13 protein-coding genes are annotated in these 12380 nt (G+C 59.3%); 3 read left to right on the top strand and 10 right to left on the bottom strand.

Features of this window, described 5'->3' with window-relative positions:
- Nucleotides 1-14: 14 nt before the first annotated feature.
- Together AB4N44_RS23555 and AB4N44_RS23560 are read right to left on the bottom strand one after the other, a co-directional pair.
- Nucleotides 15-1574 carry an AmpG family muropeptide MFS transporter gene (locus AB4N44_RS23555; protein WP_150651372.1) on the bottom strand — a complete coding sequence of 520 codons (1560 nt, stop codon included), beginning with the start codon at nt 1572-1574 and terminating at the stop codon, nt 15-17.
- A 43-nt stretch (nt 1575-1617) separates the two neighbouring features.
- Complete coding sequence (locus AB4N44_RS23560; protein WP_460158131.1) at nt 1618-1971, bottom strand: MGMT family protein; 354 nt, start codon at nt 1969-1971, stop codon at nt 1618-1620.
- A 161-nt stretch (nt 1972-2132) separates the two neighbouring features.
- Here AB4N44_RS23560 and AB4N44_RS23565 point away from each other — a divergent pair, with 161 nt between their 5' ends.
- Entirely contained in the window at nt 2133-3140 is a 1008-nt protein-coding gene (locus tag AB4N44_RS23565) for a DUF481 domain-containing protein (RefSeq protein WP_127926081.1), read from the top strand.
- A gap of 115 nt (nt 3141-3255) precedes the next feature.
- On the opposite strand, the gene AB4N44_RS23570 is transcribed toward AB4N44_RS23565, so the two are convergent.
- On the bottom strand, nt 3256-3465 hold the full coding sequence (locus AB4N44_RS23570) for a cold-shock protein (RefSeq protein ID WP_002554837.1): 210 nt from the start codon (nt 3463-3465) through the stop codon (nt 3256-3258).
- Nucleotides 3466-3819: 354 nt separating this feature from the next.
- On the opposite strand from AB4N44_RS23570, the gene dcd reads away from it, so the two are divergent.
- Nucleotides 3820-4386, top strand: coding sequence for a dCTP deaminase (gene dcd / locus AB4N44_RS23575; RefSeq protein ID WP_007918616.1), 567 nt, complete (start codon nt 3820-3822; stop codon nt 4384-4386).
- Nucleotides 4387-4493: 107 nt separating this feature from the next.
- Nucleotides 4494-4703 (top strand): hypothetical protein, encoded by a 210-nt coding sequence (locus AB4N44_RS23580; protein ID WP_007918615.1) that lies wholly within the window; start codon nt 4494-4496, stop codon nt 4701-4703.
- Between the two features lie 46 nt (nt 4704-4749).
- On the opposite strand, the gene pdeM is transcribed toward AB4N44_RS23580, so the two are convergent.
- From pdeM to AB4N44_RS23615, 7 genes are all read right to left on the bottom strand, one after another.
- Nucleotides 4750-5406 (bottom strand): ligase-associated DNA damage response endonuclease PdeM, encoded by a 657-nt coding sequence (gene pdeM, locus AB4N44_RS23585; RefSeq protein ID WP_460107283.1) that lies wholly within the window; start codon nt 5404-5406, stop codon nt 4750-4752.
- Nucleotides 5403-7892 (bottom strand): ligase-associated DNA damage response DEXH box helicase, encoded by a 2490-nt coding sequence (locus AB4N44_RS23590; protein ID WP_460107280.1) that lies wholly within the window; start codon nt 7890-7892, stop codon nt 5403-5405. Before AB4N44_RS23590 ends, pdeM begins: the two co-directional genes overlap by 4 nt.
- Nucleotides 7893-8085: 193 nt before the next feature.
- On the bottom strand, nt 8086-8850 hold the full coding sequence (locus AB4N44_RS23595) for an ABC transporter ATP-binding protein (RefSeq protein WP_034154958.1): 765 nt from the start codon (nt 8848-8850) through the stop codon (nt 8086-8088).
- Nucleotides 8851-8863: 13 nt separating this feature from the next.
- A complete protein-coding gene (locus AB4N44_RS23600) occupies nt 8864-9982 on the bottom strand; it encodes a succinylglutamate desuccinylase/aspartoacylase family protein (RefSeq protein ID WP_150749396.1) in 1119 nt (372 codons plus the stop codon).
- A 28-nt stretch (nt 9983-10010) separates the two neighbouring features.
- A complete protein-coding gene (locus tag AB4N44_RS23605; protein WP_016986412.1) occupies nt 10011-10721 on the bottom strand; it encodes an ABC transporter permease in 711 nt (236 codons plus the stop codon).
- Nucleotides 10718-11446: an ABC transporter permease gene (locus AB4N44_RS23610; protein WP_150749395.1), complete on the bottom strand. Its 729-nt coding sequence runs from the start codon at nt 11444-11446 to the stop codon at nt 10718-10720. The genes AB4N44_RS23605 and AB4N44_RS23610 overlap by 4 nt, the downstream gene beginning before the upstream one ends.
- Before the next feature lie 56 nt (nt 11447-11502).
- The gene (locus tag AB4N44_RS23615; protein ID WP_007918608.1) at nt 11503-12285 is read right to left on the bottom strand and encodes a transporter substrate-binding domain-containing protein; all 783 of its coding nucleotides are present in this window, start codon (nt 12283-12285) and stop codon (nt 11503-11505) included.
- Nucleotides 12286-12380 lie beyond the last annotated feature (95 nt).

Genomic DNA, 12380 nt, shown 5'->3' on the forward strand with positions numbered 1-12380 from the left:
GTTGCCGAAACGTCTTACGATTCTTCTGTGACCGGCGTCGGCACAGGCTCGGGCGTTGGCGTCGGGCCTTCGCGGCGGCTTTCCTGGAACCAGTGCAGGGCGATCAGTACCAGTGTCGGCACGCCGAGCAGGGCAGTGATCAGGAAGAAACTGTGGTAACCGAACTTCTCGACCAGAACCCCGGAATAGCCGCCCATCAGGCGCGGCAACAGCAGCATGATCGAGCTGAGCAGGGCGTATTGGGTGGCGGAGAACTTCAGGTTGGTCAGGCTCGACAGATAGGCAACGAACGCCGACGTCGCCAGGCCCGAGCTGAAGTTGTCGAGGGAAATGGTCACCACCAGCATCTGCAGGTTCGGGCCCATGTCGGCGAGCATGACGAACAGCAGGTTGGTGGCTGCCGAGGCCGCGCCGCCGATGAACAGAATCGGCAGGATGCCGAAACGCACGATCAGCAGGCCGCCCATGCCGGCGCCAACCAGCGTCATGATCAGGCCGAAGATCTTGCTGACACTGGCGATCTGATCCTTGGTGAAACCCTGGTCGATATAGAACACGTTGGCCATGACGCCCATCACCGTGTCCGACATGCGATAGGTAGCAATCAGACCGAGTAACAGCAGTGCCTGCCAGCGGTAACGCAGAATGAAATCGTTGACCGGCGTCAGCACCGGCGCCAGGCCGCGACGGCCCATGGTCGACAGGCACAGGCCAGTCAGCAGCGTATAGAGAATGGCGCGCAGGAAGGCGCGGTCTTCGAGCAGCAGGTCGAGCGGGCTCATGTCGCCGAACAGCACACCGGCGAAATCGGTGTTGTACAGCTGAGTGAACATCGCCGGCACCGAGACCAGCAAAACAATCAGCACAAACACCGACATCAACTGATGCATGAAGGTGTAACGCCCGGCCTGCAACTGCGTGCGTAGTGGCACTGGCGGTTCGCGCATGAATAGCGTGGTCAGCAGCGCGGGCACCATCAATGCACCGAACAGTGCGTAAGTGCCGGCCCAGGCGGAATGTTGATAGTTGAAGCCAGTGGAGCCGAAGCCCTCTGCGAAGAACAGCGCACCGGCAGTCGCCAGCAGTGCTGCCACGCGATAACCGGACATATAACTGGCGGCAAGGGCGGCCTGGCGGTTGTCCTCGGCGATTTCCAGGCGATAGGCATCCACCGCAATATCTTGAGTGGCGGAGGCAAAGGCGACGACAACGGCGATCGCGATCAGCCAGGACAGATGTTTCTGTGGATCACAGAAACCCATGCCGATCAGCCCGAGGATGACCAGCACCTGTGAGAGCACCAGCCACGAGCGGCGACGGCCAAGCTTGCCCAGCAACGGCAGGCGCCATTGGTCGAGCAGGGGTGACCAGACCCATTTGAACGCATAGGCCAGACCGATCAGGCTGGCATAGCCGATGGTTTCACGGGCCACACCGGCCTCACGAAGCCAGACGGAAAGCGTTGAAAACACCAGCATGTACGGCAGGCCGGCGGCGAAACCGAGCAACAACAGCACGAGCGTCGAAGGACTGGCATAAGCGGCTAGCGCGGCGCGCCAGGTTTTACGGGGCATGGGCTGGAGTCTGCCTCAAGATTGCGAAAACAAAGCGCGCACTCTAACCGCTGTACTCTACCGGACGCCAGCCATGGCGCTGAATATCCACACGATTGTTCAGGACGGTGATGCCTTCCATGCGCAATCGGGCCCGTTGTTCATCGCCCGAAGGGCTGCCCACCGGCAGGCTGATCCGACCGCCGGCGCCCAGCACGCGGTGCCAGGGCAGCCTTGTATCGCCGGGCAACTGGCTCAAGGTGCGGCCGACCCAGCGGGCGGCGCGCCCCAACCCGGCAAGTTCAGCTAACTGACCATAGCTGACGACTTTGCCCTCGGGCACTTGGGCGAGCGTGGAATAGAGCGCCGTGCGTCGGAATTGCGCTTCACTGTCACGATCGTGGGGCTGCTCTGTCACGTGCGCGGCTCCTGAACATGGGCGGATTGATGCTTCAAGGGTAATCCGTCGCGGCGCAGTTGAGAAATGAACTCAATGGAAATCGTCCGGTCAGTCCTTGTCAGGGTCTTATTCCTACGGATAATGCCGACCTTTTCGCAAACTGAGCCCTAGATTCGCTTATGTTTTCCAGATCCTTGCTGTGCCTTGCTGTATTCAGCGCGTCCACGCCCCTGCTTGCCGACACCGTCTGGTTGAAGAACGGTGACAAGTTGAGCGGCACTATCACCGTGTTCGATGGCGGCAAGCTGTTGATCCAGACCAAATATGCCGGTGCGGTCACGATTGACTGGAAAGAGGTCAAGACCCTGGACAGCGATCAGCACCTGCTGGTCAAGCAGGATGCCTACACCGGAGAAGTGTCCAAGTCGCTGACGGCTGCCGAAGATGGCAAGGTCACCCTGGCCAACGGAGAGGCGCCGAAAACAGTCGAACTGGCGAGCATTCAGCAGATTCTCAAACCCAAACCGGTGGTCGAGGATCTGGTGTGGAAGGGCAATGTCGACCTGGCGCTGGACTATCAGCGCGCCGAGAAGGACACCGATGACTACGATGTCGGCTTCAAGACCTCAGCGCGTCATGGTCGCTGGCGTCATACCGCCGAAGGTGAATACAACCGCGAAGTGCAGGACGACGAAACCACCACCAACAACTGGCGCGCCGAATATGCACTCGACCGCTTCCTGACGGATCAATGGTTCTGGCAGGGCCGCCTGAACTACAAGCGTGATCACATCGAAGAGCTGGCGCGTCAGCGCGTGGTCGGTACCGGTCCTGGCTACCAGTTCTGGGATGACGAGCTGGGCGCGTTCTCGCTGGGCTCGCTGCTCAACCGTACCGATTACGAGTATCGCGATGGCAGCAAGGACAACTTCTATTCCGTCGCGATGAAGTGGGATTACAACCGTTACCTGATTGGCAAGAAGGTCGAATTCTTCACCAACGGTGAAGTGGGCAAGCCGCTGTCGGGTGTTGCCGATTACGCGCTGGATGCCGAGATGGGCTTGCGCTACAAGGTCACCGATTGGGCCTCGCTCAATCTCAAGGCTGAGCGTGACATCATCAGCGGCACCAACGATGCGGATCTGAACAAGACCCGTTATACCGCTGGGTTTGGCGTGGCCTGGTAAACCCTTCATAAAAAACGCAGCCTTCGGGCTGCGTTTTTTTGTGCCTGTACAAAACAGACGCCCACAAAAAAGCCCCGCTTTTAAGGGCGGGGCTCTTTTCTAAAGAAGCTACAAGTTAGATAACTTGTACTTCTTCAGCTTGCATGCCTTTCTGACCGCGGGTAGCGATGAAAGAAACCTGTTGGCCTTCTTTCAGGCTTTTGAAGCCGTCGGATTGGATAGCTTTGAAGTGAACGAACAGGTCGTCACCGGATTGTGGAGTGATGAAGCCGAAGCCTTTTTCATCGTTGAACCACTTAACGGTACCGGTTTGGCGATTAGACATGGTGTAACTCCTTGAACAAAGATAACTGCGACTCAGGAAGAACCCTGGCCGAGACTGAGTGCAAAGAGCAGGAAAAATTCTTGTAGATGGTTGGATCGAAATTCAACATATCGTGTAGAGATTCTCAGTGACACAAGCAACACAGTGACGCCACCTTAACCCAGTTTCCGAGAAGTGCCAATGCTTCTTGCGAAGGTTTCTCTGTTTTCGGGATCGGCGGTGTGACGGTTCGTCGCCAAAGCCCGTATTTCATGGGTGTTCGGCGAGAATTGCACCGCGCACTTTGAACCGGGCGGCGCGCCCGGTAAGATGCCGGACAGAATTTTTCCACCTCGCTATTCAGGACACCCCGCCATGAGCATCAAATCGGACAAGTGGATTCGCCGCATGGCGCAGGAACACGGCATGATCGAACCGTTCGTCGAGCGCCAGATGCGCGGCAGCGATGACAGCCGAGTGATTTCCTACGGTGTGTCGAGCTATGGCTACGACGTACGCTGCACCAATCACTTCAAGGTGTTCACCAACATCAACTCGTCTATCGTCGACCCGAAAAACTTCGATCCGGGCAGCTTCGTCGACGTCCACAGCGACGTCTGCATCATCCCGCCGAACTCTTTCGCCCTGGCCAGCACCGTCGAATATTTCCGCATTCCGCGCAATGTGTTGACCATCTGCCTGGGTAAAAGCACCTACGCGCGTTGCGGCATCATCGTAAACGTCACGCCGCTCGAGCCAGAGTGGGAAGGCCACGTGACGCTGGAATTCTCCAACACCACCAACCTGCCGGCGAAGATCTACGCCAACGAAGGCGTGGCGCAGATGCTCTTCCTCGAATCCGACGAGGAATGTGAAGTGTCTTACAAGGATCGCGGCGGCAAGTACCAGGGCCAGCGTGGCGTGACCTTGCCGCGCACCTGATCGGCCCATCCGACAGATCGCGGGAATTCTTTGGCGGGCAGACACTCTATGGGGTGTACTGCCCGTTTTTGCTTTCGGCAAAACGGGCCTTCGCCGAGGAGTGCCCTATGAAGATCGATCCGCAAATCACTGCCGAACTGGCAAGGCTCGAGCCCAATCAGATTGGCGTATTGGCCTGGTCCTTGTTGGCGCATCCGCCACTGAGCATGGCCGGCGGAATTCCCGGTCAACCCGATCCCGATACCCCTAACGAACAACCGACCGAGCCGGGTGAACCGACGCTTCCGGACGAGCCGCCACCGGCACCGGTTGCCTGATCTGCATTGAAAACGAATGGCCAGTCAGATGAGGTCTGCAAAGACTTCAACTGACTGGCCATATTTCGTTGTCGCCGATGACGAAAATCCTCGAACTCTCTTCCCGCTCGACCGCGTATCCGCCGGTAAACGCTCCGAATGCCGGTAGCAGGCTGATGCGTTCGCCGAGCCGGAAACACGCCAGACGCAAGCTCTGCCGACCTTTGCCGTGCAGCCGGTAGACCGGGTGGACGTGACCGGCCAGCACGTGTCTTTCAGGATGCGGGTCGGGTTCATGTTGCAAGGCGAATGGCCCGAGCAGCAGCGGTTCCGGCACTACCCGGATATTCAGCGACTCGGGCGGATCGCCGGCGCGTTTGTCGTGATTGCCGCGGATCAGCGTCATCGGCAACTCCGCGTGACGCGCACGCCAATGCGCCAGCGCGCCCAGCGTGCCCGGGGCATGAGAGCCGGGCCCGTGCAGGAAATCCCCGAGAAAGATCAATAAGCGGCAGGGCAGCTTTGCCAGCAGCCGGTCAATCACGGCGATATTGCTCGCCGTGGTGCCATGTGGAACCGGTTGACCAAGACTGCGATAAGCCGCCGCTTTGCCGAAATGCACATCGGCAATCAACAAGACCTGCTGCGCGGGCCAGTACAAGGCTTTCTCCGGCAAGAGCCAAAGTTCTTCACCGGCCAGACGTACCGGGTAGCCTGAACTCATGGGGATTTATCCTTGTCGGCGCTATTCTCCAGATCACCGACCATTCGCCTGATCCGGTCAGCGAGTTTTTCCGAACTCATGCTTTCGCGCATGCGTTCCACCAGCAGCGGAAACCCTAGCGGTGTAGGACGTTTAACCTGATGCACGTCCAGTTTCATCCCGTTGATCCGCTCCAATGTCTGTTCCAGGCGACGAATATCCAGTTCTTCCCGTAGGACTTCTTCCCCGGCCTGCGCCAGCAACAGATTGTCGCCGTCATATTGTTTAAACACTTCGAAGAACAAACCACTGGAAGCCTGGACCTGCCGGGTGCTTTTCGGTGCACCGGGGTAGCCGGCGAAGACCAGCCCGGCAATCCGCGCGATCTCGCGAAAGCGCCGCAGGGCCAGTTCACCGGCGTTCAGGCTGGCCAGAACGTCCGCTAACAAATCATCAGCATTGAAGAGACCGGTATTCAAATACTCGGCCCAGTCGATTGGCGTAGCGCTGAGCAATTCCAGGCCGTAATCGTTCACCGCGATGGAAAACGTCACGGGCTGCCGTTGACTGACGCGCCATGCCAGCAGGCTCGCCAGGCCCAGATGCACTTGGCGCCCGGCAAACGGGTAGAGAAAAAGGTGCCAGCCTTCGCGGGACTTCAATACTTCGGCCAACAGGTTTTCTGTGGTGGGCAAACCAGACCAGCGCATCTGGGTTTCCAGCAACGGTCGCAACGCCTGCATTTCCGGGCCGACAAACTCGCCTTGCGCCGCCGCACTGAAGCGCCTGACCACGGCTTCGGCCAATTCGTTGGAAAGTGGCATCCGCCCACCATTCCAGCGCGGCACTGCGGCTTTTTTTGCGGTGCTACGTTTGACGTAAGCGGTCATGTTTTCCACTCGCACCAACTCCAGCAAACGCCCGGCGAACAGAAAACCATCACCCGGTTTAAGCCGCGCAATAAAGCCTTCCTCGACACTGCCCAGCTGTTTACCTCCGCCGCCCTTGCTCCAGAATTTCAGCTGGATGCTGGCATCGCTGACGATCGTGCCGATGCTCATGCGATGACGCCGCGCCAACCGTGCATCGGGCACACGCCAGACGCCGTGCTCGTCCGGCTCGACCCGGCGGTAATCCGGATAGGCTGTCAGAGACATCCCGCCGTGGCGTACGAAAGCCAGCGCCCACGCCCAATCGGCGACTGTCAGGTCGCGATAGGCCCAGGCATTACGGACTTCTTCGTACAACTCTTCAGGAATAAACCCACCACCGAGGGCCATGCTGACCAAATGTTGCACCAGCACATCAAGCGGTTTGTGCGGCGACAGGCGCGGTTCTATGCGCCGTTGCTCGACGGCATCGCGGGCAGCGGCTGCTTCGATCAACTCAAGGCTGTGCGTCGGCACCAATGTCACTCGCGATGTGCGCCCCGGCGCATGGCCGGAGCGTCCGGCACGTTGCATCAAGCGCGCGACGCCTTTGGCCGAGCCGATCTGCAGCACGCGCTCGACGGGCAGGAAATCCACGCCCAAGTCCAGGCTTGAGGTGCAGACCACGGCTTTCAAATGGCCGTCCTTCAGGGCTTGCTCGACCCAGTCGCGAGTCTCGCGAGACAGTGAACTGTGATGCAGCGCAATCAACCCAGCCCAGTCCGGCCGCGCCTCCAGCAGCGCCTGATACCAGATTTCCGATTGCGCCCGAGTATTGGTGAACACCAGCGTGCTGGCGCAGGCATCCAGTTCAGCAACGACCTGCGGCAACATCTTCAGACCGATGTGTCCGGCCCACGGAAAACGCTCAATCGCCGGTGGGAGGAGGGTATCGACCTTCAGCGATTTTTCGCTTTGTCCCTGAATGCTGATGCCGCCACCCTGTGGGATCAGCACTTGTTCGGCGTGAGATTGATTACCGAGGGTGGCGGACACGCCCCAGACGATCAGCTCAGGTTGCCAATGCCGCAGGCGGGCGAGGGCCAGTTGCAGTTGCACGCCGCGCTTGTTGCCCAGCAGTTCGTGCCATTCATCGACGACGATCATGCGCAGACTCGACAGCGCGACTTGTGCATCGGCGCGGGCCAGTAACAGCGTCAGGCTTTCCGGGGTGGTGATCAACGTAGTCGGCAGGCGCCGGCTCTGCCGGGCGCGCTCGCTGCTGCTGGTGTCGCCGGTGCGCAGGCCGATGCTCCATGGGATCTGCAAATCATCGACCGGCGCCTGCAAGGCGCGTGCGGTGTCGGCAGCGAGGGCACGCATGGGGGTGATCCACAGGACGGTCAGCGGTTCGGCGGGGGCTTTGCGTTTGCGCGGGGCTTCGACAGGAGGCTGCGAGCGCGCGAAGCGATTGAGTGCCGCGAACCACACGGCATAGGTTTTACCGGCACCGGTGCTGGCATGGAGCAGACCGGATTCGCCGTTTTTGACCGCCGCCCACACCTGTTTCTGAAAGGCGAACGGCTTCCAGTCGCGGGCGCTGAACCAGATTTTTGCCAGGTCGGGGGATTTCGCCATGCGGGCTGCGCGCGCTCTGGAGGTGTTCTTCCAGTGACCGCGCGGCAGGTCGACAAGTTTGATTTTTGTAGACGATGGAAAACGAATGTGGGAGCGAGCCTGCTCGCGAATACGGTGTGTCAGCCTACAATTTCTTAACTGACACACCGCTTTCGCGAGCAGGCTCGCTCCCACAGGGGGATTGTGTACGGCGTTATTTCAGGTTGCCGCTGAGGAATTGCTTCAGGCGTTCGCTTTTCGGGTTGCCCAGCACATCCTCGGGCGCACCTTCTTCTTCCACCAAGCCTTGGTGCAGGAACAACACCTGGCTGGAGACTTTCCGGGCGAAACTCATCTCATGGGTCACCATGATCATGGTCCGGCCTTCCTCGGCCAAACCTTGAATCACCTTCAACACTTCCCCCACCAACTCGGGGTCCAGCGCTGAGGTCGGTTCATCAAACAACATCACCTCCGGCTCCATCGCCAACGCCCGGGCAATCGCCACGCGCTGTTGCTGCCCGCCGGAGAGAAACGCCGGATATTGATCCGCCACTCGCGCCGGCAAGCCGACCTTGTCCAGATAACGCCGCGCACGATCATCGGCTTCCTGTTTGCTGCAACCCAACACACGGCGCGGGGCCATGGTGATGTTTTCCAGCACGGTCATGTGGCTCCACAGGTTGAAATGCTGGAACACCATTGCCAACCGCGTGCGCAAACGTTGCAGTTCATCAGCGTCAGCGACGTGCATGCCGTGGCGGTCGGTGACCATGCGGATCGCCTGGCCATCGAGGCTCATGGCGCCGTCGTTGGGTTGTTCGAGAAAGTTGATGCAGCGCAAAAAGGTACTTTTGCCCGAGCCGCTGGCGCCGATCAGGCTGATCACGTCGCCGGTCTTGGCCTTGAGCGAAACGCCTTTGAGCACCTGATGGTCGCCATAGCTTTTGTGCAGGCCTTCAACGGTCAGTTTGTACATGGGACAGACATCCTCAAGGCGAAAGTAGGTAGCCGCTGCGATAGGCTTCGGCACCCGCGACGTGGGCGATGACCATGCCGGCAGTGGCCATGCGGCGCAGCGAGCGGGCGTACATCACGCCGGCGCTGGTGCAATGAATGGGGGTGATCCGATCGTTGATCGGGTCGATGATTTCAGCGATCTGTTGCCCGGCTTCGAGGTATTGACCGGCCACCGCTGTGTACACCAGCAGGCCACCGACCGGCGTGATCACCGGTTCCACACCCGCCAGTGGCGTGGCGGGATAGGGCAATGGCGGCTGCGGTTTGGTTTCGCCGACGATCGCATCGGACTGGATCAGATAATCGATCAGCGCCTGGCAGTCGCGGCTGGCCAGTGGATGGGTAACGTCACCCTGGCCGCGCAACTCGACGGTCACCGAGAAACTGCCAAGCGGAATTTCGAAGTGCTCGCCGAAACGTTCCTTCAGTTGCCACCACAGCAGGGTGAAGCATTCATCGAACGACTGGCCGCCGGAATCGGTGGCCAGCAGGCTCGCCTGAGCTTCGATGTAGCGCGCCAGCGGTTCGACCTGCGGCCACGCTTCGGGCGTGGTGTAGAGGTGCACCACCGATTCGAAATCACAGTGCAAGTCCAGCACCATATCCGCGTCGCAGGCCAGCCGTTGCAGGGTCAGACGCTGGGATTGCAGTTGCGTGCTGGCGGTCTGGCGGGCGAGGGCGTTGCGCAGATGCGTGCGGATCAGTTCGAGGTTGTGCTGCGGATCGTCATTCAGCCTGCCTTCGATGGCGTTGCCGATTTCTTCACTGAGGTCGACGAACCAGCGGTTGAAGTTTTGCCCGCTCTCCAGTTCGTAGCGGCCCAGCGGTACGTCCATCAACACTTGTTCGAGGCCGACCGGGTTGGCCACCGGTACCAGCACGATTTCGCTGCGCAGGCGGCCGGCCGCTTCCAGCTCGGCCAGACGTTGCTTGAGGTGCCAGGCGACGAGCATGCCCGGCAGTTCGTCGGCATGCAGCGAAGACTGAATGTAAACCTTGCCCTTGGCCTGTTCCGGGCCGAAGTGGAAGCTGTGGATCTGTCGTGCGGTCCCCGGCAGCGGGGCCAGCAGGTCATGGATCAGGTGGCGCATTTTTTATCTCTTTATTCCTGAGCTGGGCCTAGTGAGTCGGGCCGAGGAAGGCCAGCCATCGGCGTTCGGCAAGGCGGAACAGGCCGACCAGCGCAAAGGTAATGGTCAGGTAGATCAGCGCGGCAATGCCGAACGACTGAAAGGTCAGGAAGGTCGCCGAGTTGGCGTCCCGCGCGACTTTCAGAATGTCGGGGATGGTCGCGGTGAAGGCCACGGTGGTCGAGTGCAGCATCAGGATCACTTCGTTGCTGTAATACGGCAACGATCGGCGCAGGGCCGAGGGCATGATCACGTAGGCATACAGCTTCCAGCCGGTTAGCCCGTAAGCCTTGGCGGCTTCGACTTCGCCGTGGTTCATGCTGCGAATCGCCCCGGCGAAAATCTCCGTGGTGTAGGCGCAGGTGTTCAGGGCGAAGGCGAGGATCGTGCAGTTCATCGCATCGCGAAAGAAACTGTCGAGCAATGGCTGCGCACGCACGGCGGCGAGGCTGTAGATCCCGGTGTAGCAAATCAGCAACTGGATATACAGCGGCGTGCCACGGAACAGGTAGGTGTAAAACTGCACCGGCCAGCGAATGTAGAAGTGCGGCGAAACTCGCGCAATCGACAACGGAATCGACACCAGAAAACCGATGAAGATCGAGGCGCTGAGCAGCCACAGCGTCATCGCCAGCCCGGTGATGTTCTGGCCGTCGGTATAAAGGAAGGCGCGCCAGTATTCCTGCAGGAGTTCGATCATCGTACGGCCTCCCGGGCACCGGCGGCGTAGCGGCGTTCGAGCCAACGCAGGATGAAGTTGGAAGCACTGGTGATCAGCAGATAGATCAACGCGGCGAGAACCAGGAAGTAGAACAGTTGATAAGTGCTTTTACCGGCGTCCTGTGCAGCTTTGACCAGGTCGGCAAGGCCGATGATCGACACCAGTGCGGTGGCCTTGAGCATCACCATCCAGTTGTTACCAATGCCCGGCAGGGCGAAGCGCATCATTTGCGGGAACACCACGTAGCGAAAGCGCTGGCCGCGTTTGAGGCCATACGCGGTGGCGGCTTCAACCTGACCGCGCGGCACTGCGAGAATCGCGCCACGGAAAGTTTCGGTGAAATACGCGCCATAGATGAAGCCCAGGGTCAGCACCCCGGCGCTGAATGGGTTGATCTCGATGTATTCCCATTCCATGTAGTCAGTCAGGGACGTTAGCCAGGTTTGCAGGCTGTAGAAAATCAGCAGCATCAGCACCAGATCCGGCACGCCGCGAATCAGCGTGGTGTAGAGCTGGGCAGGCAGGCGTACCAGTTTGACTTTTGACAGCTTGGCACTGGCGCCGAGCAGGCCGAGCAAAACGGCCACCAGCAGCGACAACGCCGATAATTTGATGGTCATCCAGGTGCCTTCCAACAGCAACGGGCCAAAGCCCTTGAGGCTGAAGGCTGCGAGCCCCAGATTTTGTAAGAGGTTTTCAAACATAAATCAGCAACCTGAGCGGATGGAAAAGGCGCCCATCGAGGATGGGCGCCGGGGCATTATTTGCCGCTGTACAGATTCAGATCGCCAAAGTGTTTCTTTTGAATCTCGGCGTATTTGCCGTCATCGTGTAACGCTTTGATACCTTTATCTAAAAGCGCTTTCAGCTCAGTGTTACCTTTCTTAATACCGACAGCGGTTTTGGCTGGCAGCAATTCGCTGTCGACTGGCTTGCTGACGTCATAGTCGGCGCCCTGTGGCGACTTCAAAAAGCCCAGTTCGGCTTGCAGCATGTCCTGGATACCGGCGTCGAGACGGCCGGAGGTCAGGTCGGAATACACCTGATCCTGGTTCTGATAGGCCTGAGTTTTCACGCCAGCCTTGTCCAGCACGGCTTTGGCGTAGGCTTCCTGAATGGTGCCCTGCTCGTAGCCGACGGTTTTGCCCTTGAGGGACGCGACGTCTGCGGTGATACCGGAACCTTTCTTGAACACATAAGCGGTCGGGCCGGAGAACAGTTCGCTGGAGAAGTCGATGACTTTTTCGCGGGCCGGGGTCACGGTCATCGACGAGATCACACCATCGAATTTGTTGGCCTTGAGGCCCGGGATCATGCCGTCGAAGTCACTTTCGACCCACTTGCACTTGACCTTCAGTTCGGCGCAGATCGCGTTGCCCAGATCGATGTCGAAGCCCACCAGGCTGCCGTCGGCCGCTTTCGACTCAAACGGTGCGTACGAAGGGTCAACGCCAAAGCGCAGCTCTTTGTATTCCTTGGCCAGCGCGGAGCCAGCGGCCATGCACAACGCCAGTGCAGAAAGGGTCAGCAATGCTTTTTTCATTATTCAATCCCTAAGAACCAATATGAGCGCTTGTGGCGCAGAATTATTGTTACTGGAACGCGTACGACCTATAGAAAGTAGCAATTTCCGAACCA

The organism is Pseudomonas sp. S3_C06 (assembly GCF_054667675.1).

What these genes read in the sequence shown, in the direction of transcription:
- AB4N44_RS23555 (WP_150651372.1), bottom strand. Translation starts at nt 1,574, where the DNA reads ATGCCCCGTAAAACCTGGCGCGCCGCGCTAGCCGCTTATGCCAGTCCT.
- AB4N44_RS23565 (WP_127926081.1), top strand. Translation starts at nt 2,133, where the DNA reads ATGTTTTCCAGATCCTTGCTGTGCCTTGCTGTATTCAGCGCGTCCACG.
- AB4N44_RS23570 (WP_002554837.1), bottom strand. Translation starts at nt 3,465, where the DNA reads ATGTCTAATCGCCAAACCGGTACCGTTAAGTGGTTCAACGATGAAAAA.
- dcd (WP_007918616.1), top strand. Translation starts at nt 3,820, where the DNA reads ATGAGCATCAAATCGGACAAGTGGATTCGCCGCATGGCGCAGGAACAC.
- AB4N44_RS23580 (WP_007918615.1), top strand. Translation starts at nt 4,494, where the DNA reads ATGAAGATCGATCCGCAAATCACTGCCGAACTGGCAAGGCTCGAGCCC.
- pdeM (WP_460107283.1), bottom strand. Translation starts at nt 5,406, where the DNA reads ATGAGTTCAGGCTACCCGGTACGTCTGGCCGGTGAAGAACTTTGGCTC.
- AB4N44_RS23590 (WP_460107280.1), bottom strand. Translation starts at nt 7,892, where the DNA reads ATGGCGAAATCCCCCGACCTGGCAAAAATCTGGTTCAGCGCCCGCGAC.
- AB4N44_RS23595 (WP_034154958.1), bottom strand. Translation starts at nt 8,850, where the DNA reads ATGTACAAACTGACCGTTGAAGGCCTGCACAAAAGCTATGGCGACCAT.
- AB4N44_RS23600 (WP_150749396.1), bottom strand. Translation starts at nt 9,982, where the DNA reads ATGCGCCACCTGATCCATGACCTGCTGGCCCCGCTGCCGGGGACCGCA.
- AB4N44_RS23605 (WP_016986412.1), bottom strand. Translation starts at nt 10,721, where the DNA reads ATGATCGAACTCCTGCAGGAATACTGGCGCGCCTTCCTTTATACCGAC.
- AB4N44_RS23610 (WP_150749395.1), bottom strand. Translation starts at nt 11,446, where the DNA reads ATGTTTGAAAACCTCTTACAAAATCTGGGGCTCGCAGCCTTCAGCCTC.
- AB4N44_RS23615 (WP_007918608.1), bottom strand. Translation starts at nt 12,285, where the DNA reads ATGAAAAAAGCATTGCTGACCCTTTCTGCACTGGCGTTGTGCATGGCC.